The following is a 25,516-nucleotide window of genomic DNA, read 5'->3' as shown; positions in this document are numbered from 1 at the left end:
TCGATCATGAGCACACCCCTGCTGATTGCCCGCACGCGGGAAACGCAGTTACACCTGTTGCCAGGAATGGCCAACCGTCACGGCCTGATTACCGGCGCTACCGGCACCGGTAAAACCGTCACGTTGCAAAAGCTGGCGGAGTCCTTCTCAGAGATCGGCGTGCCGGTCTTTATGGCTGATGTTAAAGGCGACCTGACCGGGATTGCCGAAGCTGGCCAGTCGTCGGAGAAGTTACAGGCGCGGCTGGAGAAGATCGGCGTCAGCGACTGGCAGCCGCATGCCAACCCGGTGGTGGTATGGGATATTTTCGGCGAGAAAGGCCACCCGGTACGGGCCACGGTGTCGGACCTCGGGCCGCTGCTGCTGGCGCGCCTGCTGAACCTCAACGAGGTTCAGTCCGGGGTACTGAATATTATCTTCCGCATCGCCGACGATCGCGGCCTGCTGCTGCTCGATTTCAAAGATTTACGCGCCATTACCCAGTACATCGGCGATAACGCCAAAACCTTCCAGAACCAGTATGGCAATATCAGCAGCGCCTCGGTCGGCGCCATTCAGCGCGGCCTACTGACCCTTGAGCAGCAAGGAGCGGAACACTTTTTCGGTGAGCCGATGCTCAATATCCAGGACTGGATGCGCCTCGATGAAAACGGTAAAGGGGTGATAAATATCCTCAGCGCCGAGAAGCTGTATCAGATGCCGAAGCTCTACGCCGCCAGCCTGCTGTGGATGCTCTCTGAGCTCTACGAGCGTCTGCCGGAAGCCGGCGATCTGGATAAGCCCAAACTGGTCTTTTTCTTCGATGAAGCGCATCTGCTGTTTAACGATGCCCCGCAGGTGCTGCTGGATAAAATCGAGCAGGTGATCCGCCTGATTCGCTCCAAAGCCGTGGGGGTCTATTTTGTCTCGCAGAACCCATCGGATATTCCCGATGCGGTTCTGGGTCAGTTGGGCAACCGGGTTCAGCACGCCCTGCGCGCCTTTACGCCAAAAGATCAGAAAGCAGTGAAAACCGCGGCGCAGACCATGCGCGCCAACCCGGCCTTCAGCACCGAGCAGGCGATCCAGGAGCTGGGCACCGGCGAGGCGCTGATCTCCTTCCTCGATGAGAAAGGCAGCCCGTCGGTGGTCGAACGCGCCATGGTCATCGCCCCGTGCTCACGGATGGGGCCGGTGACCGACGACGAGCGCAACGGCCTGATTAACCACTCCGCGCTGTACGGCAAATACGAGGAAGAAATCGACCGCGAATCGGCGTTTGAAATGCTGCAAAAAGGGGTTCAGGCCAGCGTGGATCAACAGGCGGCACCACCGGCCAAAGGCCAGACGGTCAGCGATGACGACGGTCTGCTCGGTGGACTAAAAGATATTCTGTTCGGCACTACCGGGCCACGAGGCGGCAAGCGGGATGGCCTGGTGCAAACGGCAGCGAAAAGCGCCACGCGGCAAATCACCAATCAGATTGTGCGTGGCATGCTGGGAAGTTTACTGGGTGGCAGGCGGCGCTAGTCAGACGCACGCCGCTGCCGGGGCGATAAGGGTGCCCTTTTCGCCCCGCAGGATAGCTGGCGCGTCACGCAACGCGCCGATGTACGCCGGGTTGCCTGTCATCTCAACAAACTGGATCGCGGCTTCTGCTTTTGGCCCCATTGCGCCATCCGGCACGGCCAGCGGCCGCAGATCGTCCACGGTGGCAGTGCGTAATGCGCGCGCCTTTGGGGTCCCCCAGTCAAGATAAACGGCATCAGCCTCGGTGAGGATCAGCAGCGCTTGTGCCTGTAGCGACTGAGCCAAAACCGACGCCGCCAGATCTTTATCCACCACCGCCTCCATACCCTGATAACTGCCGTTTTCCTCCACCACTGGCGTGCCGCCGCCGCCCGCACAAACCACCACGTTGCCGTCGGCCAGCAGCTGACTAATGGCCTGCCGCTCAAGGATTTTTTGTGGTCTTGGCGACGGCACTACCCGGCGGACATAATCGCCGTCCTTTTTCATCTGCCAGCCATAACGGGACTCGAGCGCACTTTGCTCCTCCGGAGCCCACACCGGACCGATATATTTCCCGGGCTGGCGAAACGCTGGGTCAGCGGCGTCCACTTCGACTCGGGTCAACAGGGTGATGACCGGTGGGATCCCGGCCCGACTTCCCAGCACCTGAGCAATCATATAGCCCAGCATCCCCTGGGTCTCGGCTACCAGCACATCCAGCGGCCACGCCGGGCTGTCGCTGTAGGCCTGATTTTGCAATGCCAGCAGCCCCACCTGCGGGCCATTACCATGCACAATCACCACCTGATACTCCTGGCTTAGACTGGCCACCACATCGGCAATTTGCGCAATATTACGGTACTGATTTTCAGCACTTAACGCTTCACCGCGTGCCAGCAGGGCATTCCCACCCAGCGCAATGACGATGGTCTTTTTCATGTTATCCTCCGGTTAATAATATGGTCTGAAAACATAACGAAATAATCATCACAAAACGTGAGCAATATCATTATTGACCGACTCAAAAGAACAATTTTAAAATTCAACTTAAGCCCACCATGGTTATTAAATTAATTCTAACAATGGTTTCTTTTAAATATTTTTAATAATCAAGACGGCGCGAAGAAAAAAAATCTCACAATCAGGTGAGTGTGATCTGCCTCACCAGAATACCCCTGTTTCTACTGTAGGTTTAGCCGCAGAACACCCGCTGGTACTGGCGGAAGCAACATTATCTACAGGAGACAAACCATGTCTGCACAACTCAATGATGCGGTGGCCCCACACAAAAGAGGGATCCCCGCCTGGTGGGTGACCATCTTTTTATTCTGGCTCGGCTGGATATTTATGTATGCCGATCGCACGGTATTAAACCCGGTAATGGGGGAACTGGAAAAAGAATTTGGTTTATCAGGAACCCAGCTCGGATTAATGAATTCGGTATTTTATTTCTCTTATGCTTTATTACAGGTTCCGGCCGGGATCCTCGGTGATAAAATAGGTAAGAAAAAAGTCCTTATTCCTGGTTTTTTACTGTTTGGGGCCTTTACCGCCGTCACCGGCTGGGCCAAAAGCTGGAGCACGCTGCTGTTCGCCAGGGTAGTCACCGGCGCTGGCGAAGGTACCTACTACGGCCCGCAGTACGGCCTCTCTTCAGAGCAAATCCCGAAAAAATACCGTTCACTCGGCAGCGCCATCATTAATAGCGGCATGGCTTTTGGTATTGCGCTAGGGCTGATGGCCTCCAGCTGGCTGGTGTACGACCAGGGCTACAGCTGGCGTACACCGTTCTTTGCCATGTCAATCCCTACCCTGTTGACCGGGCTGGCTATCTGGCTGTTCGTCAAAGAGAAAAAGCGCCAGCCCGTCGAGGCAGGCGGGGTGGCGAAACCGAAAAGCAAATTCACCGATTTGTTCAAAAACCGCAATCTGCTGCTGGTCTATCTGATGGTGTTTTGCAGCCTGTTTGGCTTCTTCGTGATCCTCACCTGGCTGCCCTATTACCTGCAAAGCGAGCGCGGCATTGCGGGCAGCGAAACCGGCTTTATCACCTCGCTGGTCGCCTGGATTTCAATCCCTGGCGCGCTGCTCTTCTCCTCGCTCTCCGACCGGCTGGGTAAACGTAAACCACTGATTCTGGTGCTGGTGCCGGTAGCTATCCTCAGCATGCTCTCCATCATCTGGATGCCGAACATGACCGGGGTGATCGTCGCCCTGTGCGTTTACGGCCTGGTGGGCAAGCTGGCGCTGGATCCGGTTCTGGTGGCGCTGGTCGCCGACAGCGTCGATGAAAACAACTACAGCTCCGCCTTCGGCCTGTTCAACTTTATCGGTATGAGTTCCTCCATTCTGGCTCCGGTGATTGCCGGTGCCGCTCGCGATATGACCGGCAGTCTTGCCTCCAGCTTCTACGTCTCCGCGGCGTTACTGGTCGTGGGTCTGGTCGGCATGCTGTTCCTGAAAGAGAAGAAATAACCCGAGGTCTGTGATGATTTACGCATTCGTAAAAAAAGGCAGTTTTCAGGACTCCGTCAGCCTGATGCTCATCTCCCGTAAGCTGAGCGCTATTGACGATGTCGAAGAAGTCTCGGTGATGATGGGCACCCCCGCTAACAAAGCGCTGCTGGAGTCGACGGGCTTCTGGCATGAAGAATTTGCCCAGGCAACGCCAAACGATATCTGCGCGGCAATCCGCACCCGTCAGCCGGTCGCCGATATTCTCACCCTGATCCAGCAGCGACTGGACGACGAACTGAACGCCATTGCCCAAGGGCAGAGCAGCGGCCTGCGTCTGCAAAAGGCGCGCCGCTGGGAGAGCGCCTGTACGAAACTGCCGGAGGCAAACCTGGTGCTGATCTCCGTCGCCGGAGAGTACGCGGCGGGTGTGGCTCGTCAAGGGCTGGAGAGCGGTAAAAATGTGATGCTGTTCTCTGACAACGTGCCGCTGGAGCAGGAGCTGGCCCTGAAACAGTATGCCCGCGATCGCGGCCTGCTGGTGATGGGGCCGGACTGCGGTACCGCCGCCATCGCCGGGGCGCCGCTGGCCTTCGCCAACATTCTGCCTGCGGGCTGCATCGGGGTGATTGGCGCCTCAGGTACTGGCATCCAGGAGCTGACCTCACAGGTGGCGTTGCTCGGCCAGGGCGTGACTCACGCGATTGGTTTAGGGGGGCGCGATCTGAGTCAGCAGATCGGGGGCCTCAGCGCCTTGACGGCGCTGGAGATGCTGGCAGCAGACGATCAAAGCAAGGTGATCGCTTTCGTCTCCAAACCCCCTGCGGAATCGGTCAGGCAGACCATTATCAGCGCCATGAAAAAGCTGTCCAAGCCCGTCGTCGCCTTGTTTCTCGGCAGCAAACCCGCCCGGGCACAGGAGGGCAATATCTGGTTTGCCAGCTCACTGGCTGAAGCCGCGCGTCTGGCCGCCATGCTGGCGAGCGTCGAGCAGATAGCAGCTTCACAAGCACCACAAACCGGTAAGCAGATCCTTGGACTGTATGCAGGCGGTACGCTCGCCGCTGAGGCCGCCATGTTACTGGCGGAGCATCTGGGGGTGAAAACCGACGCTCATCATCCAGACGGGGTGATGCTGGAAGCCCAGGGTCATCGCCTGGTCGATCTTGGCGACGACGCCTGGACTGTAGGACGCCCGCATCCGATGATCGACCCGACCACCCGTTCTCTGGAGCTCGAGAAACTCAGTCATCAGCTGGAAACCGGGGTGCTGCTGGTAGACATCGTGCTCGGCTATGGCGCCTGTGACGATCCGGCGGGCGCATTGCTGGAGGCCATTAACACCGTCCGCGACGCCCGTGGCCCTGAGCACCCCCTGACGGTTATCGCCACCGTCACCGGCACCGAACAGGATCCCCAGCCTCGTTCCCAACAAATCGACGCCCTGCTTAACGGCGACGTCATCGTGATGAACACCTTGCAAGAGGCGGTGCTACTGGCGCATTACCTGGTAGCTCCTCGTCAACACCCGGCTCCTGCCACTCCCCCGGCACTGCTCAACGGCGTGCAGGTGATCAATGTTGGCTTACGCAGCTTTGCCCGTGATTTGCAGCAGGCCGGTTGCCCGGTGGTGCATTTCCAGTGGGCACCGATAGCCGGCGGCAATCCGCATCTGGCGGCCCTGCTTAAGCAACTGAACTTTTGACTCTATTTTTGTAAGAGGTAGCTATGTACACCAGCATTAATGAAGCAAACGACGCGGTCATCGCCCGTATCAAAGCCGCCCGCCCGCACTGGCTCGACGTAAAACCTGCCGCCAGCGTTATCCCTGAACTGCGTGAAGGCCGCGTGCTGCTGCATGCCGGGCCGCCAATCCGCTGGCTGGAGATGACTGGTCCGATGCGCGGTGCCTGTCTCGGGGCCTGTCTGTTTGAAGGCTGGGCTGATGATGAAGCCCATGCTTTGCAGCTGCTGGAGCAAGGAGAGGTCACCTTTATCCCCTGTCATCACGTCCGGGCTGTGGGTCCGATGGGCGGTATTACCTCCGCCAGCATGCCGGTGATTGTGGTGCGCGATGCGGTGCACGGCAATGAAGCCTATTGCAACCTCAACGAGGGGATCGGCAAAGTGATGCGCTTTGGCGCTTATGGCCCTGACGTGCAAACCCGTCTGCGCTGGATGCGCGATATCCTCGCCCCGGTACTCAGCGAAGCGCTAAGCACATTCGAAGAGGGCCTCGACCTGTCGGCGCTGATGGCGCAGGCCATCACCATGGGCGACGAATTCCACCAGCGCAACATCGCCGCCTCGGCGCTGCTGATGCGCACCCTTGCCCCGCGCATCGCCGGACAGGAACGAGATAAAACGCAGACCGGTGAAGTGCTGGAGTTCCTCAGCGTAACCGATCAGTTCTTCCTCAACCTGGCAATGGCCTACTGTAAAGCCACCATGGATGCCGCCGCAGAAATTAAAGCTGGCTCGGTGGTGACCGCCATGACCCGCAACGGCCAGATGTTCGGCATTCGCGTCAGCGGCCTCGGCGACCGCTGGTTTACCGCTCCGGTGAATACTCCACAGGGGCTGTTCTTTACCGGCTACAGCCAGGCAGATGCCAATCCGGACATCGGCGATAGCGCGATAACCGAAACCTATGGCATCGGCGGCGCGGCGATGATTGCTGCCCCAGGCGTTACCCGCTTCGTTGGCGCAGGCGGGATGGAGGCGGCCCAGGAAACGTCAGAGGAGATGGGCGAGATTTATCTTCAGCATAATCCGCTGTTGCAGATCCCGTCGTGGAACTTCCAGGGGGCCTGCCTGGGGCTCGATATTCGTCGGGTCGTGGAAACCGGCATCACACCAATCATAAATACCGGCATTGCCCACAAGGAGGCCGGAATTGGTCAGGTGGGTGCCGGAACCGTCCGCGCCCCACTGGCCTGCTTCGAGCAGGCGCTGGAAGCGCTGGCCCAGGCGATGAATATCCAGGCAGCCTGATATGATCCTGACGCCGCTTGCCTCTGGCTGCAGCCATCCGCTCCCGGACGGCGAGTGGCGTTGCCATAGCCTGTTTAGCCAGGCCATTAATCTGCAGCATGAGGATGGCACGCTGTTGACCCTGCTGCGCGGCGGAACAAGCCTGCCGCCCATGGGCTGGCTGCTGCGCTGTCAGGAGTATGATTATCTGCGCAGCACCCTCTCTCCTGACTCCGTGCTCACCCTGTTCGCAGGCGTTTTACACTGGCGGGCGCTGCGATTGCGCACTCCTCGTCGGCATATCACCCCCTCACTCCCTACTCATCCCTTACAGCCACTAGCGGATTTTTTATCAGCTTATCCCCAGAGGACCGGCCTTTGCGGCAGCCTCTCAGCAGCGGTGTGCCATGCGGATGCGCCACAGCAGCGCCTGTTCGCGCTGCTGGACGACGGCTTTGTCGGCGCAGAAACGCTGATCGGACTCGGCCCCGGTCTGACCCCTTCCATGGACGATATGCTGGTCGGTGCGTTGGCCGTTCTGTACTCCGCCGCACCACTTCGCGAGTTGACTCGCAAAATCGAGCAATTCCCCCCGGCCCGGACGCTGCAACAGCTGACAACGACAGTAAGTGCTTGTTATCTTTTGCACGCCAGTCAAGGACGCTTTTCGACCACGCTTATCCATCTCCTGCGTCACCTGGCTGTTGGTGCTCATAGCACAAGGACTCACCACGTCATTCGTCACCTGCTGGCACACGGACACACCTCTGGCGCAGACACTCTGCTGGGAGTGCATGTTGCACAGCAGTGTCTGGTAACGTATCTATCCGGGGCACACTGTAATGATGGACCATGAAACGATCCGCACCTTTATTCGCGTGGCGGAAACCAGAAGTTTTTCCCGCGCCGCCGAGAGCCTGTTCAAAACCCCGGCCGCCATCAGCTACCGCATCAAAATGCTGGAAGAATCGTTGGGTACACCGCTGTTTCTGCGTACCACACGCTCGGTCAGTCTGACCCCTGCAGGTACCCATCTGCTTGAGCGCTGCCTGCAGTGGCTAAGCTGGCTGGAAGCGATGCCCGATGAGCTAAGCCAGGTCAATGACGGCGTCGAACGCCAGGTGAATCTGGTTATCAACAATCTGCTGTACGATAATCTCGCTGTGGCCCTGCTGCTCAGCCATCTGCATCAACGATTCCCGTTTACCCAGTTTCAGGTCTCCCGCCAGGTCTATATGGGAGTCTGGGATGCCATGCTGTATGGCGACTACCACCTGGCGATTGGCGTCACCGGTTCGGAATCGCTCTCCAACTCAATTAATCTGTTGCCGCTCGGGGAAGTCAGTTGGGTCTTTGTGGTGGCACCACACCACCCGCTGGCAGCCGTCGAAGGGGTGATTAACGATGCACCACTGCGTTCTTTCCCGGCTATCAATATCGAAGATACGTCCCGCAATCTCACCAAGCGCGTGGCCTGGCTGCTCTCAGGGCAGAAGGAAATAAAAGTCCCGGACATGCAGACTAAATTACAATGCCACATCACCGGGATGGGGGTCGGCTTTCTGCCGCGCAATGTTTGTCAGCCGTGGCTTGATAACGGCAGTCTGATAGCCAAAGAGGTGGAGAATCGTCGGCAGCCTTCACCGCTGTCGCTGGCATGGAGTAACGAACGGGATGGTAAGGCGGTGAGTGAGATAGTGACGCTGTTCCGTCATCAGGAAAACTGCGTGAAGGGGTTTTTAAACAATATTGACAGATCGCCGGCTCTGTAGCGGCTCCTCCCGATGGGAGGAGCCGTAAGTCATTTACGCCTTACGCATCATCAGCCAGAGGCTGATCAGGAAGAAGCTGGCGCTTGGCAGCAGCGCACCGATAATCGGCGGGATGCCGTAAACCAGCGTCAGCGGGCCAAAAATCTGGTCCAGCACGTAGAAGATAAAGCCAAAGCTGATCCCGGTGACCACCCTCACCCCCATCGCCACGCTACGCAGCGGGCCGAAGATAAACGACAGGGCCATCAGCATCATCACCGCCACCGACAACGGCTGGAAGATTTTGCTCCACATATTGAGCTGATAACGCCCCGGGTCCTGGCCGCTGGACTTCAGGTAGGTCACGTAGTTGTGCAAGCCGCTGATCGACAGCGCGTCCGGATCCAGTGCCACCACGCCCAGCTTGTCGGGCGTTAGCTTGGTTTTCCAGGTTCCGCTGACCATCTGCGACCCGGTGATCTGTTTCGGGTCGGTCAGGTTTGACTCATCGACCTGCGACAGACGCCAGACTTTGGTCTCGTTATCGAATTTCGCCGAGGCCGCATAGCGGACGGTCTGCAAACGACGCTGATCGTTAAACGCGTAAATACTCACGCCGCCCAGCTCATCGTTGCCTTTCACCCGCTCAATATAAACGAAGTTATGACCGTCTTTCGCCCACAGCCCCTGCTGGGTGGACAGCAACGACCCACCGTACATCTGCTGAGCACGGTAATTACGCGCCATCTGTTCACCCTGCGGCGCGACCCACTCACCGATCGCCATCGTCAGCAATACCAGCGGAATCGCGGTTTTCATCACCGCCAGCGCCACCTGTAAACGGGTGAAACCGGAGGCCTGCATGACCACCAGTTCACTACGCTGAGCCAGCATCCCGAGCCCCAACAGTGCGCCAAGCAGCGCCGCCATCGGGAAGAATATCTGTACGTCTTTCGGTATGCTAAGAATGGTATACAGCCCGGCACCGAGCGCGTCATAGCTGCCCTGGCCGGCCTTTTTCAGCTGATCGACAAATTTGATAATGCCCGAGAGCGACACCAGCATGAACAGCGTCATCATGATGGTGTTGAAAATCGTCCTACCGATATAACGGTCGAGTACGCCAAACGCCTGCATCACGCCGCTCCTTTGTTAAAACGGGCACGGAAGCGGCGCATCGGCACCGTATCCCACAGGTTCAGCAGCACGGCCAGCGCGAAATAGAGCAGGTTGATACCCCACATCCAGATCATCGGGTCGATTTTACCTTTACCGCCATTGGACTTAATCGAGGTTTGCAGCAGGAAGAAGACCAGATACAGCAGCATCGCCGGCAGCATTGACAGCACCCGTCCCTGACGCGGGTTCACCACGCTAAGCGGGACCACCATTAGCGCCATAATGAACACCGTCGCCACCAGCGTGAAGCGCCAGTGCAGCTCCGCGCGGGCGCGGTCAGTATCGGTTTTCCACAGCGTGAGCATGTCCATCTGTTCGGTGTCGTCAGGGTCCGAGGAGACCGCCTGATGGCCGATAATTGCCTGGTAATTTTTGAAGTCGGTGATGCGGAAATCACGCAGCATCGCCGTGCCTTCAAAGCGGGTGCCCTGATTCATGGTCACCACCTGCGAGCCGTCTTTCTTCTGCGACAGTTCACCGGAGTCCGCCACGACGACGGAAGGACGCGCATTACCTTTTGGCTTCAGCTGTGCCAGGAACACATCCTGGAAGCGATTGCCGTTGACGTTCTCAATAAACAGGACGGCGCTGCCATCGCTGGCCTGCTGGAACTGGCCCTGGGCCAGCGCAGCCATACCGGGGTTAGCTTTGGCTTCTGCCAGTACTTCGTCCTGATGGCGGGACGACCAGGGGCCAGCCCACATCACGTTGACGGCCGCCACAGCACCGGTAAACAGCGCGAGGATCATCGCCGCTTTTACCAACACGGCCTTACTCAGGCCGCAGGCGTGCATCACCGTGATTTCACTTTCGGTATACAGTTTGCCCAGCGTCATTAGCAGCCCGAGGAACAAACTCAGGGGCAGGATAAGCTGCGCCATTTCCGGTACGCCCAGCCCTAACAGGGAGAGCACCAGATTTGTCGGGATATCGCCATCTACCGCCGCGCCGAGGATCCTGACCAGTTTCTGGCAAAAGAAAATGAGTAGCAGGATGAACAGGATCGCCAACTGGCTTTTCAGCGTCTCACGAACCAGATATCTTATGATTATCACTATAAATACGCCCGTAAAAACCCGTCTTTGCTTGTTATTCTTCACGTTCCAGGTGCGTTGGCTGCATCCGCTCACCTCAGTCACATAGTTAGCTATGTTCCTGAGGGTTCACGGCCTTGCTGCCTTCCTGCAACGCGAATAATTTAGAGCATAGTTGCTGGAAAATTGCTTGTTTCATGGCTTAAACGTCATTTATTCTCTTTGGTCTTCGAAATCATCGCTAAGATTAAATGACTCATTGGTTCCGTGTATCAGTTTTTTTCTGACGAACCAAAGCCGTAATAACGTTAAGATTAACACGAAGTCACCGCAACAGCGGACATGAGTTACGAAAGCTTTCAATTCTATCCGTAGCCACCGTCGTTGTCTTTAAGATTCAGGAGCGTAGTGCATGGAGTTCAGTGTAAAAAGCGGTAGCCCGGAGAAACAGCGGAGTGCCTGTATCGTAGTCGGCGTTTTTGAGCCGCGTCGCCTCTCCCCGATTGCCGAACAACTCGATAAAATCAGTGACGGTTATATCAGCGCGCTGCTGCGTCGCGGTGAACTGGAGGGTAAACCTGGCCAGACGCTGCTGCTGCACCATGTGCCCAACATTCTGTCAGAGCGCATTCTGTTGATTGGCTGTGGCAAAGAACGTGAGCTGGATGAACGTCAGTATAAACAAGTCATTCAGAAAACGATAAATACGCTGAATGATACCGGTTCAATGGAAGCGGTCTGTTTCCTCACCGAGCTGCACGTCAAAGGCCGCAACAACTACTGGAAAGTACGCCAGGCCGTTGAGACTGCCAAAGAGACGCTGTACAGCTTCGATCAGCTGAAAACCAACAAAAGCGAGCCACGTCGCCCGCTGCGTAAAATGGTCTTCAACGTTCCGACCCGTCGCGAGCTGACCAGCGGCGAGCGCGCTATTCAGCACGGACTGGCAATTGCTGCGGGCATCAAAGCGGCGAAAGATCTCGGCAATATGCCGCCGAACATCTGTAACGCGGCTTACCTGGCTTCTCAGGCTCGTCAACTGGCCGACACCTACAGTAAAAATGTCGTCACCCGCGTAATTGGCGAACAGCAGATGCGCGAGCTGGGCATGAACTCCTATCTGGCGGTCGGCAACGGTTCGCAGAACGAGTCGCTGATGTCGGTAATCGAATACAAAGGCAACCCGTCGGAAGACGCGCGGCCGATCGTGCTGGTCGGCAAAGGGCTGACCTTTGACTCCGGCGGTATCTCCATCAAGCCTGCCGAAGGCATGGATGAGATGAAGTACGACATGTGCGGCGCCGCGGCGGTTTACGGCGTGATGCGTATGGTCGCTGAGCTGCAGCTGCCGCTGAACGTGATTGGGGTGCTGGCCGGCTGTGAAAACATGCCTGGCGGGCGCGCCTATCGTCCAGGCGACGTCCTGACCACCATGTCCGGCCAGACGGTTGAAGTGTTAAACACCGATGCGGAAGGCCGCCTGGTGCTGTGCGACGTGTTGACCTACGTTGAACGTTTCGAACCGGAAGCGGTAGTCGACGTAGCGACGCTGACCGGCGCCTGCGTGATTGCGCTGGGCCATCACATCACCGGCCTGATGTCGAACCATAATCCGCTGGCCCACGAGCTGATTGGTGCTTCCGAACTGGCGGGTGACCGCGCGTGGCGCCTGCCGCTGAGCGACGAGTTCCACGATCAGCTGGAATCGAACTTCGCGGATATGGCAAACATCGGCGGGCGTCCTGGTGGTGCCATCACCGCTGGCTGCTTCCTGTCGCGCTTTGCCCGTAAGTACAACTGGGCGCACCTGGATATCGCCGGTACCGCATGGCGCTCCGGTAAAGCCAAAGGCGCCACCGGTCGTCCGGTCGCCCTGCTGTCGCAGTTCCTGCTCAACCGCGCCGGGTTTACTGGCGAAGAGTAAAATCAAGCGTACCCGGCAGGCCTTGCTTGCCGGATTCAGTGCCCCCATTACATTCTATACCTTCTGGATTTCGGGTTGCGTCGCGGCGGCAACCGCACGAATCCCCAGGAGCATAGATAACGATGTAACTGGGGTGACTGGGATGAGCGAGGGCAGCCAACAAAGAGGCAGCCAGAAAGACAATGGGTATAGATTATGAAGAATGCAACGTTCTATCTGCTCGACAATGACAACACCGCCGATGGCTTAAGCGCCGTCGAGCAGCTGGTGTGTGACGTTGCCGCAGAACGTTGGCGCAGTGGCAAACGAGTGCTGATTGCCTGTGAAGATGAACAGCAGGCCATTCGCCTCGATGAAGCGCTGTGGGCGCGCCCACCGGAAAGCTTCGTCCCGCACAATCTGGCGGGAGAAGGCCCCAGAGGCGGCGCTCCGGTGGAAATCGCCTGGCCGCAAAAGCGCAACAGCAGCCCACGGGATATTCTGATCAGTCTGCGGGTTAATTTTGCAGATTTTGCCACCGCTTTCACAGAAGTGGTAGACTTTGTCCCTTACGAAGATTCTCTGAAACAACTGGCGCGCGAACGCTACAAAGCGTACCGCATGGCTGGTTTCAACCTGAATACGGCAACCTGGAAATAATGGAAAAGACATACAACCCACAAGATATCGAACAGCCGCTTTACGAGCACTGGGAAAAGCAGGGCTATTTCAAACCGAATGGTAATGAAAGCCAGGAAAGCTTCTGCATCATGATCCCGCCGCCGAACGTCACCGGCAGTTTGCATATGGGTCATGCTTTCCAGCAAACCATCATGGATACCATGATTCGCTACCAGCGCATGCAGGGTAAAAATACCCTGTGGCAGGCGGGTACCGACCACGCGGGTATCGCTACCCAGATGGTGGTGGAGCGTAAGATTGCCGCTGAAGAAGGTAAAACCCGTCACGATTACGGTCGCGATGCCTTTATCGATAAAATCTGGCAGTGGAAAGCAGAATCCGGCGGCACCATTACCCGTCAGATGCGTCGCCTTGGCAACTCCGTGGACTGGGAGCGCGAGCGCTTCACCATGGATGAAGGCCTCTCCAATGCGGTGAAAGAAGTCTTTGTACGCCTGTACAAAGAAGATCTGATTTACCGCGGCAAGCGTCTGGTCAACTGGGACCCGAAACTGCGCACCGCGATTTCCGACCTCGAAGTGGAAAACCGTGAGTCCAAAGGCTCGATGTGGCACATCCGCTACCCGCTGGCCGACGGCGCAAAAACCGCAGACGGTAAAGATTACCTGGTGGTGGCCACCACTCGTCCGGAAACCCTGCTGGGTGATACCGGCGTGGCCGTTAACCCGGAAGACCCGCGTTACAAAGACCTGATTGGCAAATTCATCGTGCTGCCGCTGGTTGACCGCCGTATTCCAATCGTTGGCGACGAACACGCCGATATGGAAAAAGGCACCGGCTGCGTGAAAATCACCCCGGCGCACGACTTTAACGACTACGAAGTCGGTCGTCGTCATCAGCTGCCGATGATCAACATTCTGACCTTTGACGGCGATATCCGTGAAAGTGCGGAAGTGTATGACACCAAAGGCGAAGAATCCGACGTTTACTCGAACGCGATCCCGGCAGAGTTCCAGAAAATGGAACGCTTTGCCGCGCGTAAAGCCGTGGTTGCCGCTATCGACGCGCTGGGCCTGCTGGAAGAAATTAAACCGCACGACCTGACCGTACCGTACGGCGACCGTGGCGGCGTGGTTATCGAACCGATGCTCACCGACCAGTGGTACGTGCGTGCCGACGTGCTGGCAAAACCGGCCGTGGAAGCGGTTGAGAACGGCGACATCCAGTTCGTGCCGAAGCAGTACGAAAACATGTACTTCTCCTGGATGCGCGATATTCAGGACTGGTGTATCTCCCGTCAGCTGTGGTGGGGTCACCGTATCCCGGCGTGGTATGACAACGAAGGCAACGTCTACGTGGGCCGTACCGAAGACGAAGTGCGTCAGGAAAACAACCTGTCCGCTGACGTCGCGCTGCGCCAGGACGAAGACGTGCTCGACACCTGGTTCTCCTCCGCGCTGTGGACTTTCTCAACCCTCGGCTGGCCGGAAAACACCGATGCTCTGCGTCAGTTCCACCCGACCAGCGTGATGGTCTCTGGCTTTGACATCATCTTCTTCTGGATTGCCCGCATGATCATGATGACCATGCACTTCATCAAAGATGAAAACGGCAAGCCGCAGGTTCCGTTCCATACCGTCTACATGACCGGTCTGATTCGTGACGACGAAGGCCAGAAGATGTCCAAATCCAAGGGCAACGTCATTGACCCGCTGGATATGGTCGACGGTATCTCCCTGCCGGATCTGCTGGAAAAACGTACCGGCAACATGATGCAGCCGCAGCTGGCAGAGAAAATCGCCAAACGCACTGAGAAACAGTTCCCGAACGGCATTGAGCCGCACGGCACCGACGCCCTGCGTTTCACCCTGGCGGCACTGGCCTCTACCGGCCGCGATATCAACTGGGACATGAAACGCCTGGAAGGTTACCGCAACTTCTGTAACAAGCTGTGGAACGCCAGCCGCTTCGTGCTGATGAACACCGAAGATCAGGATTGCGGCTTTAACGGCGGCGACATGGTGCTGTCTCTGGCCGATCGCTGGATCCTTGCGGAATTCAACCAGACCATCAAGAACTACCGCGATGCGCTGGACAGCTACCGCTTCGATATCGCCGCGGGCATTCTGTATGAATTCACCTGGAACCAGTTCTGTGACTGGTACCTGGAGCTGACCAAGCCGGTCATGACCGGTGGTTCTGACGCTGAGCTGCGCGGCACCCGCAACACGCTGGTAACCGTGCTGGAAGGTCTGCTGCGTCTGGCACACCCGATCATTCCGTTCATCACCGAAACCATCTGGCAGCGCGTGAAGGTGATTTGCGGCGTGACCGCGGACACCATCATGCTGCAACCGTTCCCGCAGTACGATGCGTCTCAGGTCGATGAAGCGGCGCTGGCCGATACCGAATGGCTGAAGCAGGCGATCGTCGCCGTACGTAATATCCGTGCGGAAATGAACATCGCTCCAGGTAAACCGCTGGAACTGCTGCTGCGCGGTTGTAGCGCTGACGCACAGCGTCGCGTGACCGACAACCAGAGCTTCCTGCAGTCGATGGCGCGTCTGGAAAGCATCACCGTGCTGTCTGCCGATGATAAAGGCCCGGTTTCGGTCACTAAGATTATCGACGGCGCCGAGCTGCTGATCCCGATGGCGGGTCTCATCAACAAAGAAGATGAGCTGGCGCGTCTGGCGAAGGAAGTGGCAAAAATCGAAGGTGAAATCAGCCGCATCGAAAGCAAGCTCTCCAACGAAGGTTTCGTGGCCCGTGCCCCGGAAGCGGTTATCGCCAAAGAGCGCGAGAAACTGGAAGGCTACGCGGAAGCGAAAAGCAAACTGATTGAACAGCAGGCGGTCATCGCCGCGCTGTAATCCATCTGCCCCTTGCGCAATCCGGCAAGGGGCGTTTTTTATCCGCGTTCCCCGCTTGCGCTTCCCCCGTACAGGGTGTTATTAACAACACCATCCGCTATTTATTTGCTATGAGTCATCGTATGAATACGATCGCGACCACTACATTGTCGCTGCGCCGCATCACCGCTGAAGATAATGCCGCTATTGCTCAGGTTATCCGCCAGGTTTCTGCGGAGTATGGGCTGACGGCAGATAAAGGCTATACGGTAGCCGACCCTAATCTGGACGAGCTGTTTGAGCTTTACAGCCAACCGGGTTCGGCCTATTGGGTGGTTGAACTGGATGGCCGGGTGGTTGGCGGTGGCGGCGTGGCGCCGCTGGCCCATAGTGAAGCGGATATCTGCGAGCTGCAGAAAATGTATTTTATGACCTCCGCTCGCGGCCAGGGGCTGGCTAAAAAGCTGGCGCTGCTGGCGCTGGAGCATGCCCGCGAGCAGGGGTTCAAACGCTGCTATCTGGAAACTACCGCCTTTTTGAAAGAAGCCGTCGGGTTATATGAACACCTTGGCTTCCAGCATATCGACGCGCCGCTGGGCCGTACCGGCCATGTGGACTGCGAAGTCCGGATGCTCAAAGCGCTGTAGCCTCTCAGCACCGCGATCCTCCCCGGGCTACGGGCTCATTCTCTCAGGCGCTGGCCGGCACGCCGCTGTGGAAGCGAAGCTCGGCTTCTGGTGCGAGAATCAGCGCCGCCTCCGCTTCGCCAAGCTGGCGGATACGCTCGCTGATATCCTCGTCGGCAATCTGCTGCGCTAAATCCAGGTAATCCTGATAATGCCGCGCCTCGGAGCGCAACAGCGACAAATAGAACTTCTGCAGATCGTCGTTCAGCCACGGCGCCAGCGCTGCAAAACGCTCACAGGAGCGCGCCTCGATGTAAGCCCCGCAAATCAGTTTATCGATAAGCATCACCGGTTCGTGAGAACGCACCTCTCTGCGTAATCCGCGCGCGTAGTTGCTGGCAGTCATTTTGACGTAAGGGATATCGTGCGCCAGCATCATCTCCCGCACCTGCCAGAAGTGATGCAGCTCTTCTTTAATCAGCAGCACCATATTGTCCACCAGTTGGCGCCCCCAGGGGTCGCCGGTCTGCGGCATCGTGCTTTTATTGATCTGTTTATGCAGCGCGACAAAATCCGGCTCAGGCCCCCAACGATAGGTAAAGTCTTCATACGGCTTCAGGCAGGCCAGCAGCTCATCGGCCCCACTTTTATCGGCGACATATTTGCGCACCAGCAGCAATGCGTTCTGCGCCGCTTTAAGCTCGCAGACCATGTGGTCGGTCAGCAGCAGCGGCAGGTTTTCTGGCTTACGGGCTTCATCAATCCATGCCTGTGGCGTCGGGCAGTGGAGAAAATTGAGTACAGGGGCGAGTATTTGCGGGTAGTCCATTAAAGTTCCTTGCTCTACGCCAACGATACGCAGGATCGATCAGGTACATTAAGGCGAAAAACCCCGACGGCATAGTCGCTATGTCGCCGGGGTTTCTGAGTATCGCCAACAGAGAAGTGCCTGATGGATGACGTGCAGGCTTACTTAGTGACGAACGCCGTCGTCGTCTTCATCGACGAGATCTTCGTCGTCTTCTTCGTCACCGTCTTCGCCGTTAGGGTCTTCGTAGTAGGTTCCCCAACCGTCATATTCAACGCCGAATTTCTCAGCCAGGTTCAGCAGCTGCTCCACCTGGGCATCAATCAGTTCCACTTTCAACGCACTTTCGCTCAGGATATCGCAGCAGATAACCACTTCGCCTTCTTCGACTTCCAGCTCTTCCGGCTCGGTCACTTCGTAGCCCATTTTGAAAGCTTCTACTGCCACTTTCTCCAGAGTTTCAAAGTCATCGGCGGAGAGATGATGCTCGATAGTGTACAGCGCATCAGGGTCGCTGCCGTCTTCGAGCAGTTCTTCGATAATCAGACGCGTTTCTTCACGCTGTTCTTCCAGTAGTTCCGGGTTTGCCATGGCTCGTTCCTCATAATGTGCGACAGATACTTCTATTGTCACATACCGCCGTGATTGCCTCCACCTTTGTGCAAAAGATTTGTGAAACGGGGTTGCAAATGAATATTCATACATATAAATTGAATTTTAATTCAATAAGTGGCTTAAGCCAGCGAGGGAACCATGTCCGCGTTTTATCAGAAACATTTTTTAAAGTTGCTTGATTTTACCCCTGCAGAAATCACTGCCCTGTTGGCGCTGGCCGCCAGACTGAAAACCGACAAAAAAAACGGCATTGAAATCCAACACCTTGCTGGAAAAAACATCGCGCTCATCTTCGAAAAAGACTCTACCCGTACACGATGCTCTTTCGAAGTTGCCGCATTTGACCAGGGCGCCCGAGTGACCTATCTCGGGCCAAGCGGCAGCCAGATTGGCCATAAAGAATCGATTAAAGATACCGCTCGCGTGCTGGGGCGGATGTATGACGGTATTCAGTATCGCGGTCATGGCCAGGAAATCGTCGAGACGCTCGCCAGCTATGCCGGCGTCCCGGTATGGAACGGCCTGACCAACGAGTTTCACCCTACCCAGCTGCTGGCCGATTTGCTGACTATGCAGGAGCATCTGCCGGGCAAAGCCTTCAACGAAATGACGCTGGTGTATGCCGGTGATGCCCGCAACAATATGGGTAACTCTATGCTTGAAGCCGCCGCGCTGACCGGGCTGGATCTGCGTCTGGTGGCCCCGGCGGACTGCTGGCCGGAAGAGAGTCTGGTGGCCGAGTGCACGGCGCTGGCGCAGAAACACGGGGGCAACATCACCCTGACCGAAGATATCGCCGCTGGCGTGAAGGGCGCGGACTTTATTTATACCGACGTCTGGGTATCTATGGGTGAAGCCAAAGAGAAGTGGGCGGAGCGCATCGCGCTGCTGCGTGCCTATCAGGTGAATAGCGAGATGATGGCGCTGACCGGCAACCCGCAGGTTAAGTTCCTGCACTGTCTGCCGGCGTTCCATGACGATCAAACCACCCTGGGCCAACAGATGGCCGAAGAGTACGGCCTGCACGGCGGCATGGAAGTGACCGACGAGGTCTTTGAGTCGCCCGCAAGTATCGTCTTCGATCAGGCGGAAAACCGCATGCACACCATTAAAGCGGTGATGGTCGCAACGCTGAGTAAATAACGTGGCCTATCCCCGGATGGCGTAACGCCACCGGGGTTAACGCCGTTACGCCATCCGCACCTTCACCACCACTTTACGCACTTTGGCCGGTTCGCCCGCGGCGCACAGCGGTTTGTGAACTTCGCCCGGGTAAAACACCACAAAGTCACCTTCGCTGAGAATCACGGTTTTTTCCTGCTCGCCGGCGGCGAGAAACGCAATGTCTTTCCCCTCCAGCCAGTCGGTGTCCGGCGTGCCAGCAGGCTGCGTACTGAAGGTCATCGCCTCCTGACCGCGTAGGACAATCTGGATATCCAGGTAGCGCGCATGGTACTCGGCGCGACGGGCAGCAAATGGCTCGGTGGTGTCTTCCGAGACCAGGTAAAACACATTGTTGCCGTCAATATCGTATTTTCCCGGCAGCGTCTCCTCGGTGACATGCGCTTTAACATGCTCAATCGCCTGACGCAGCGCGTCCGGCAGCCAGGTTTGCAAATGATGAATGTGACCTACGATCATAATAACCCTCAAATATAAAACAGCTTTTCATTTTTATTTTTATACGCCCCTTCGCACTGCCATACCACTTCTTTTTTATGGTTTTTTGCGCTGACGCAGGCTTCCTGAAGCAATCGTTTTCTTGTTTGTGGACTAATCACTTGATCCGAAATTTGAGCTGCGTATAATGCCGGTCGATTTGCCGGGAGGAAGCATGGTCTACTGCGTACGACATTCTGTCTTACCGCGTCTGAACACAGGCGCTGGCGTAGCGTTTTTCTTTCCGTTGCTCAATGAATTCTCGAAGCCCCTTATTTAAGGGGCTTTTTTTTTGCCCAGGCGTCAGGAGATAAACATGGCTAACCCGCTATATCAAAAACATATCATTTCCATAAACGATCTCAGCCGAGAAGACCTCGAACTGGTGCTGGCGACCGCTGCAAAACTCAAAGCCAACCCACAGCCAGAACTGCTGAAGCATAAGGTTATCGCCAGTTGCTTCTTTGAAGCCTCCACCCGTACCCGCCTGTCGTTTGAAACCTCGATGCACCGCCTGGGCGCCAGCGTGGTAGGGTTCTCTGACAGCAGCAACACCTCGCTGGGCAAAAAAGGGGAAACCCTGGCCGATACCATTTCGGTCATCAGCACCTATGTCGACGCTATCGTGATGCGTCATCCGCAGGAAGGGGCCTCACGACTGGCAACCGAGTTTTCCGGCGGCATTCCGGTCCTCAACGCCGGCGATGGTGCCAACCAGCACCCAACGCAAACCCTGCTGGATCTGTTCACCATTCAGGAAACCCAGGGCCGTCTGGAAAACCTCAACGTCGCGATGGTCGGCGACCTCAAGTATGGCCGCACCGTCCACTCCCTGACCCAGGCGCTGGCGAAGTTTAACGGCAACCGCTTCTACTTTATCGCCCCGGACGCATTAGCCATGCCGCAGTACATCCTTGATATGCTGGATGAGAAAGGGATTGCCTGGAGCGTGCATAGCGCCATTGATGAAGTGATGGAGGAGGTGGATATTCTCTACATGACCCGCGTGCAGAAAGAGCGTCTCGACCCGTCCGAATACGCCAACGTGAAGGCGCAGTTTGTCCTGCGTGCTGCCGACCTCGAAGGTGCCCGCGAAAATATGAAAGTGCTGCACCCGCTGCCGCGCATTGATGAAATCACCACCGATGTTGATAAAACGCCGCACGCCTGGTATTTCCAGCAGGCCGGGAATGGCATCTTCGCCCGCCAGGCATTACTGGCACTGGTACTCAATAGCGAGCTGGCTCTGTAAGGGGAAACGACCATGACACACGATAATAAACTGCAAGTAGAAGCCATCAAACGTGGCACCGTTATCGACCACATCCCTGCACAGGTTGGTTTTAAGCTGCTGACGCTGTTTAAGCTGACCGAAACGGATCAGCGCATCACCATCGGCCTGAACCTGCCGTCAGGCGAAATGGGCCGCAAAGACCTGGTGAAAATCGAGAATACCTTCCTGACCGAAGAGCAGGTAAACCAGCTGGCGCTGTATGCCCCGCATGCTACGGTTAACCGTATCGATGATTATGAAGTGGTAGGCAAACTACGCCCTAACCTGCCGGATCGGATCAACAACGTGCTGGTCTGCCCGAACAGCAACTGCATCAGCCACGCCGAGCCGGTCTCCTCGAGCTTCGCGGTCAAAAAACGTGAAAATGATATCGCGCTGAAGTGCAAATATTGTGAAAAAGAGTTTTCACATTATGTGGTTCTGGCCAACTAATTGAGGTTGGTATTGGCTACCCGGCTCCCTATAATGGCCGGGTTCCATACGCGCAATGCTGCAAGCTGCGTCTTTCCCGGCAGCGCGGGCCATTCGCCGCCTGCCGCGACGAGGCAACTCGCAGGATGAAGGGTATATAATGCTGTTATTAAGGAGAACTCATGTCTAAAACTATCGCGACGGAAAATGCACCAGCAGCAATCGGCCCATACGTTCAGGGTGTTGATCTGGGTAGCATGATCATCACTTCCGGCCAGATCCCCGTCGACCCGAAAACCGGTAGCGTGCCGGAAGATGTCGCCGCTCAGGCGCGCCAGTCTCTGGACAACGTGAAAGCTATCGTTGAAGCCGCGGGCCTGAAAGTGGGCGATATTGTGAAAACCACCGTCTTCGTTAAAGATCTGAACGACTTTGCCACCGTGAATGCCGCGTATGAAGCGTTCTTCACCGAACATCAGGCCACCTTCCCGGCCCGTTCCTGCGTTGAAGTTGCTCGTCTGCCGAAAGACGTGAAAATCGAGATCGAAGCGATCGCTATTCGCCGCTAATCTCTGCGTCACAGCCGGATAGCCTGATGGTTTATCCGGCCTGCATTGTTGGCTCAGGCCGGATACATTCACCCCTTCTCGCGCATTACATCACGCCAAACAGTTTCGGCAGGAACAGCGAGATCGCCGGAATATAGGTCACCAGCATCAGCACCAGGAACAACACCGCATAAAACGGCAGCATCGCCTTCACCACCTGCTCTATCTTCTGCTTACTCACCGCACTGGCCACAAACAGCACCGAACCGACCGGCGGCGTAATCAGGCCAATCCCGAGGTTAACCAGCATGATCATCCCGAAGTGAACCGGGTCGATACCCAGCGCGTTGGTCACCGGCAGCAGCACCGGCGTCAGGATCAGAATCAGCGGGGCCATATCCATCAACGTGCCGACCAGCAACAGCATAATGTTGATGCACATTAAAATGACGTACTTGTTATCCGAGATGCTGGTAAAGGCTTCAGTGATGCGCATCGGCAGCTGCATGTAGGTCATGATGGCGCCAAAGGCGGCGGCAAAACCGATCAGGATCATCACGATCGTCACAGTCTTCACCGTGCGATACATCAGCTTTGGCAGCTCGGACCATTTGTAGTCACGGTAGATAAACATGGTGACAAAGAAGGCCCACAGGCAGGCGATCGCCGCCGATTCCGTGGCGGTGAAAATGCCGGAGAGGATCCCGCCCATGATGATCACCACCGTCATCAACCCCCACAGCGTATCGACAAAGATCGTCAACGCCTGGCGAAACGGCACCCGCTCTCCTTTCGGGTAGCCGCGCTTGTGGGCAAAGCCGACGCACATCACCATCAAAGCAAAACTGAGCAGCAGCCCCGGCAAGATCCCGGCGATAAACAGCGCGGCAATTGACACCGTTCCCCCGGTGGCCAGCGAGTAAATCACCGAGTTATGGCTAGGCGGCGTCAGGATCGCCTGGACCGAGCCGCTGGCGGTCACCGCTGCCGCAAAGTCGCGCGGGTAGCCTTTTTTATCCATCTCCGGGATCATCACCGAACCAATAGAGGCGGTATCCGCCACCGATGACCCGGAAATTGCGCCAAAAAAGGTCGAGGCGACGATATTCACCAACGACAGGCCGCCGCGAATAAACCCGACAAAAATATAGGCAAAGTTCACCAGCCGCCGCGCAATCCCCCCTTCGGCCATGATCGCCCCGGCAAGGATAAAGAACGGGATCGCCAACAGCGAGAACTTGTTCACGCCGCTGGTCAGTTGGATCATCACCGCCTCCAGCGGGATATCAATATACCAGGCGCCAACGATCGCGCTGATCCCCACGGCGTACGCTACCGGCACCCCAATCGCCAGCATGATCGCCAGCGTAAAAACGAGAATAAAGGCATCCATCAGTTTTCCTCTATGCAATCGGATCGACGATCAACTGGTTGAGCCCAGCATGACGATAGGACGTTGATACTGGTCACCACGGCAGATCTTTTCGATGATAAACAGCAGCGTGATCGCCGAGCCAATCGGGAGCGGCAGGTAGTTTTCTCCGGCGGTAAGCAGTGGGAATTCCGCAACCGGTTGTTCCCACAGTTCGATACACAGTGAGGAACCGTACCAGAGGATGAAAATACAGATGGCCATCAGGATAAGATCGGCAACGACAGAGCAGAAACGACGCGCGCTATCGCCCAGACGGTCAGTCACCATGCTGACGGCGATATGTGAACCGGCGCGGTAGCTCACCGCCGCCCCGATAAAGGTGAACGTCACCATGCACAATATGGCTATCGGCTCAGGCCATGACAGCGCGCTGTTCATCACGTAGCGCGCAAATATGCCAACCGGGATCACCGCCACCATCACCAGCAGCGCCAGCCCGGCAATCCACATAGAAATTCGATAAAGTATGTCCATTACCGATGAATAATATTCACCCATCATCATTACCTCGACTGAATAATCAGTTCAGGGCGGATGGAATAATCCATCCGCCTGATGAATTACTTCACATCCTGAATTTGTTTGATCAATTCCTGATGGTCTTTACCGTATTTATCCCGCACTGACTGTGTTGCTTTATAGAAATAATCAGTGTCAATGTCATAAAACTTAACGCCCTGCTGTTTCATGGTTTCCAGCGATTTGGTGTTATAGGCTTCCCAGAGCTTACGTTGCTCGGCCTGGGCTTCTTTCGCCAGTTTGATAATTAATTCCTGATCCTCTTTCTTCAGCTTGTCCCACTTTGGTTTAGAGAACAGAAAAAGCTCAGGAATAATAAAATGCTTACTCCAGGTATAATTCCTGGCTACCGGCAGGTAGTTATGCGCCACGAAGGTTGGCGGGTTATTTTCCGTGCCGTCAATCACCCCGGTTTGCATACCGCTGAAGACCTCGCTGGTCCCCATCGCCACCGCGTTGGCCCCCATCGCTTTTAAGGTATCCAGCGCCACTGGACTGGTCTGTACGCGGATTTTCATCCCCTTTAAATCTTCCGGTTTGGCGACCGGATCTTTGGTAATCAGGTTGCGCGTCCCGGCGTCCATCCAGCCAAGGAACACCAGTCGGGACTTGCTGTTCGCGGTCAGCCGGTCACCAATTTCCTGGCCGATCATGCCGTCCAGCACGTGGTGCATATGGTCTTCATCGCGAAAGACATATGGCAAGGTGAAGACGTTAATCTCCGGTAAGATTGCCGCCACCGGCGCCATCGACACACGAATAATATCGATCGCACCAAGCTGCGCCTGTTCAATCATCTGCTTTTCATCGCCCAGCACGCCGCCAGGGAACGTTTTAATATCCAGCCGTCCATCGGTGGCGGCACTGAGTTTTTCCCCCATGTGTTTTACCGCTACGACGTTAGGATAATCAGCAGGATGAACGTCGGCCGCACGCAGCGTTTGTGCCGCGGTTATCTGCGAGGTCAGCAGGAGTCCACACCCCACGCCCAGACTTAAAAGAGTTTTTCTCAGTTTCATTTACCTTCTCCAGAGATATATAAACGCTAATAGCAAACGGTTTACAGAAACAATGACGGTCTGAATGAAAAGCAGCAGGAAGAATCTTGTTATTGGTAATGCCAGGGCAGGTTAGCCTCTGTAACAAATTATTACGATGATTATGTTCACAAAAGAAGGAATAACCGAGATATTTTCAGCACGCTGTTTCATTTTTGCAACGAAGGTCATTTTACGGAAAAAATAATGTCTGAAAGAGAACCATAGTTGTGATCTCTCACACCTTTATCATTTCAAAAAAATAAAACACAACGCGTTGCGGAG

Annotated in this window: 25 protein-coding genes; 16 read left to right on the top strand and 9 right to left on the bottom strand. The window is 56.2% G+C overall.

Annotation, left to right across the window (positions count from 1 at the left end):
* The first annotated feature begins 6 nt into the window (after positions 1-6).
* A complete protein-coding gene (locus ACMYSO_RS16515) occupies positions 7-1,509 on the top strand; it encodes a helicase HerA-like C-terminal domain-containing protein (RefSeq protein ID WP_434666000.1) in 1,503 nt (500 codons plus the stop codon).
* Here ACMYSO_RS16515 and ACMYSO_RS16510 read toward each other — a convergent pair whose 3' ends face one another.
* Entirely contained in the window at positions 1,510-2,430 is a 921-nt protein-coding gene (locus tag ACMYSO_RS16510; protein ID WP_434665997.1) for a carbamate kinase, read from the bottom strand.
* 312 nt (positions 2,431-2,742) lie between these two features.
* Between ACMYSO_RS16510 and ACMYSO_RS16505 the strand changes: the two genes are divergently transcribed.
* Genes ACMYSO_RS16505 through allS form a run of 5 tightly spaced genes read left to right on the top strand, consistent with a single transcriptional unit; the run spans position 2,743 to position 8,690 of the window.
* Positions 2,743-3,966 carry an MFS transporter gene (locus tag ACMYSO_RS16505; protein ID WP_015585294.1) on the top strand — a complete coding sequence of 408 codons (1,224 nt, stop codon included), beginning with the start codon at positions 2,743-2,745 and terminating at the stop codon, positions 3,964-3,966.
* Positions 3,967-3,979: 13 nt separating this feature from the next.
* Positions 3,980-5,650, top strand: coding sequence for an acyl-CoA synthetase FdrA (gene fdrA / locus ACMYSO_RS16500; protein ID WP_434665994.1), 1,671 nt, complete (start codon positions 3,980-3,982; stop codon positions 5,648-5,650).
* Positions 5,651-5,673: 23 nt separating this feature from the next.
* Positions 5,674-6,939, top strand: a complete 1,266-nt coding sequence (locus ACMYSO_RS16495) for a DUF1116 domain-containing protein (protein WP_434665992.1) — start codon at positions 5,674-5,676, stop codon at positions 6,937-6,939.
* Position 6,940: 1 nt separating this feature from the next.
* On the top strand, positions 6,941-7,774 hold the full coding sequence (locus tag ACMYSO_RS16490) for a DUF2877 domain-containing protein (protein WP_434665990.1): 834 nt from the start codon (positions 6,941-6,943) through the stop codon (positions 7,772-7,774).
* Positions 7,761-8,690: an HTH-type transcriptional activator AllS gene (gene allS, locus ACMYSO_RS16485; protein ID WP_434665988.1), complete on the top strand. Its 930-nt coding sequence runs from the start codon at positions 7,761-7,763 to the stop codon at positions 8,688-8,690. The genes ACMYSO_RS16490 and allS overlap by 14 nt, the downstream gene beginning before the upstream one ends.
* Before the next feature lie 33 nt (positions 8,691-8,723).
* Here allS and lptG read toward each other — a convergent pair whose 3' ends face one another.
* Together lptG and lptF are read right to left on the bottom strand one after the other, a co-directional pair.
* Entirely contained in the window at positions 8,724-9,806 is a 1,083-nt protein-coding gene (gene lptG / locus ACMYSO_RS16480; protein ID WP_434670826.1) for an LPS export ABC transporter permease LptG, read from the bottom strand.
* On the bottom strand, positions 9,806-10,903 hold the full coding sequence (gene lptF / locus ACMYSO_RS16475) for an LPS export ABC transporter permease LptF (RefSeq protein WP_434586579.1): 1,098 nt from the start codon (positions 10,901-10,903) through the stop codon (positions 9,806-9,808). Before lptF ends, lptG begins: the two co-directional genes overlap by 1 nt.
* Positions 10,904-11,294: 391 nt before the next feature.
* Here lptF and pepA point away from each other — a divergent pair, with 391 nt between their 5' ends.
* From pepA to ACMYSO_RS16455, 4 genes are all read left to right on the top strand, one after another.
* The gene (gene pepA, locus ACMYSO_RS16470; RefSeq protein ID WP_123757919.1) at positions 11,295-12,806 is read left to right on the top strand and encodes a leucyl aminopeptidase; all 1,512 of its coding nucleotides are present in this window, start codon (positions 11,295-11,297) and stop codon (positions 12,804-12,806) included.
* Positions 12,807-13,001: 195 nt separating this feature from the next.
* A complete protein-coding gene (gene holC / locus ACMYSO_RS16465) occupies positions 13,002-13,445 on the top strand; it encodes a DNA polymerase III subunit chi (RefSeq protein ID WP_434665986.1) in 444 nt (147 codons plus the stop codon).
* Positions 13,445-16,300 carry a valine--tRNA ligase gene (locus tag ACMYSO_RS16460; RefSeq protein WP_434665983.1) on the top strand — a complete coding sequence of 952 codons (2,856 nt, stop codon included), beginning with the start codon at positions 13,445-13,447 and terminating at the stop codon, positions 16,298-16,300. Before holC ends, ACMYSO_RS16460 begins: the two co-directional genes overlap by 1 nt.
* Positions 16,301-16,422: 122 nt before the next feature.
* Complete coding sequence (locus ACMYSO_RS16455; protein WP_434665980.1) at positions 16,423-16,926, top strand: GNAT family N-acetyltransferase; 504 nt, start codon at positions 16,423-16,425, stop codon at positions 16,924-16,926.
* A 43-nt stretch (positions 16,927-16,969) separates the two neighbouring features.
* Here ACMYSO_RS16455 and miaE read toward each other — a convergent pair whose 3' ends face one another.
* The gene (miaE, locus tag ACMYSO_RS16450) at positions 16,970-17,734 is read right to left on the bottom strand and encodes a tRNA isopentenyl-2-thiomethyl-A-37 hydroxylase MiaE (RefSeq protein WP_434665978.1); all 765 of its coding nucleotides are present in this window, start codon (positions 17,732-17,734) and stop codon (positions 16,970-16,972) included.
* 144 nt (positions 17,735-17,878) lie between these two features.
* Positions 17,879-18,304, bottom strand: a complete 426-nt coding sequence (gene rraB, locus ACMYSO_RS16445) for a ribonuclease E inhibitor RraB (RefSeq protein ID WP_123757915.1) — start codon at positions 18,302-18,304, stop codon at positions 17,879-17,881.
* Positions 18,305-18,466: 162 nt separating this feature from the next.
* On the opposite strand from rraB, the gene argF reads away from it, so the two are divergent.
* Entirely contained in the window at positions 18,467-19,471 is a 1,005-nt protein-coding gene (gene argF / locus ACMYSO_RS16440; RefSeq protein WP_434586585.1) for an ornithine carbamoyltransferase, read from the top strand.
* A gap of 45 nt (positions 19,472-19,516) precedes the next feature.
* Here the strand turns inward: argF and ACMYSO_RS16435 are convergent, their stop codons facing one another.
* Positions 19,517-19,969 carry a YhcH/YjgK/YiaL family protein gene (locus ACMYSO_RS16435; RefSeq protein ID WP_174509855.1) on the bottom strand — a complete coding sequence of 151 codons (453 nt, stop codon included), beginning with the start codon at positions 19,967-19,969 and terminating at the stop codon, positions 19,517-19,519.
* Positions 19,970-20,162: 193 nt separating this feature from the next.
* Between ACMYSO_RS16435 and ACMYSO_RS16430 the strand changes: the two genes are divergently transcribed.
* The 5 genes from ACMYSO_RS16430 to ridA all read left to right on the top strand — a co-directional run bounded on the left by ACMYSO_RS16430 (position 20,163) and on the right by ridA (position 22,261).
* The gene (locus ACMYSO_RS16430; RefSeq protein ID WP_015585298.1) at positions 20,163-20,267 is read left to right on the top strand and encodes a pyrBI operon leader peptide; all 105 of its coding nucleotides are present in this window, start codon (positions 20,163-20,165) and stop codon (positions 20,265-20,267) included.
* The gene (locus ACMYSO_RS16425) at positions 20,242-20,301 is read left to right on the top strand and encodes a pyrBI operon leader peptide (protein WP_112150686.1); all 60 of its coding nucleotides are present in this window, start codon (positions 20,242-20,244) and stop codon (positions 20,299-20,301) included. Before ACMYSO_RS16430 ends, ACMYSO_RS16425 begins: the two co-directional genes overlap by 26 nt.
* A 2-nt stretch (positions 20,302-20,303) precedes the next feature.
* The gene (gene pyrB, locus ACMYSO_RS16420; RefSeq protein WP_434586587.1) at positions 20,304-21,239 is read left to right on the top strand and encodes an aspartate carbamoyltransferase; all 936 of its coding nucleotides are present in this window, start codon (positions 20,304-20,306) and stop codon (positions 21,237-21,239) included.
* Positions 21,240-21,251: 12 nt separating this feature from the next.
* Positions 21,252-21,713, top strand: coding sequence for an aspartate carbamoyltransferase regulatory subunit (gene pyrI / locus ACMYSO_RS16415; protein ID WP_123757911.1), 462 nt, complete (start codon positions 21,252-21,254; stop codon positions 21,711-21,713).
* A gap of 161 nt (positions 21,714-21,874) precedes the next feature.
* Positions 21,875-22,261 carry a 2-iminobutanoate/2-iminopropanoate deaminase gene (ridA, locus tag ACMYSO_RS16410; protein ID WP_123757910.1) on the top strand — a complete coding sequence of 129 codons (387 nt, stop codon included), beginning with the start codon at positions 21,875-21,877 and terminating at the stop codon, positions 22,259-22,261.
* A gap of 85 nt (positions 22,262-22,346) precedes the next feature.
* Here the strand turns inward: ridA and ACMYSO_RS16405 are convergent, their stop codons facing one another.
* The 3 genes from ACMYSO_RS16405 to ACMYSO_RS16395 form a co-directional block, all read right to left on the bottom strand.
* Entirely contained in the window at positions 22,347-23,633 is a 1,287-nt protein-coding gene (locus ACMYSO_RS16405) for a TRAP transporter large permease (RefSeq protein ID WP_434665975.1), read from the bottom strand.
* Positions 23,634-23,663: 30 nt separating this feature from the next.
* The gene (locus ACMYSO_RS16400; protein ID WP_123757908.1) at positions 23,664-24,173 is read right to left on the bottom strand and encodes a TRAP transporter small permease; all 510 of its coding nucleotides are present in this window, start codon (positions 24,171-24,173) and stop codon (positions 23,664-23,666) included.
* A gap of 62 nt (positions 24,174-24,235) precedes the next feature.
* A complete protein-coding gene (locus ACMYSO_RS16395) occupies positions 24,236-25,213 on the bottom strand; it encodes a TRAP transporter substrate-binding protein (protein ID WP_434665973.1) in 978 nt (325 codons plus the stop codon).
* Between the last annotated feature and the right edge of the window lie 303 nt (positions 25,214-25,516).

Origin of the sequence: Klebsiella sp. B345 (assembly GCF_051131735.1) — a bacterium.
Lineage (GTDB): Bacteria > Pseudomonadota > Gammaproteobacteria > Enterobacterales > Enterobacteriaceae > Klebsiella.
Note: the sequence above shows the minus strand (reverse complement) of the source record. Positions and strands in the feature narration are given on the sequence as shown.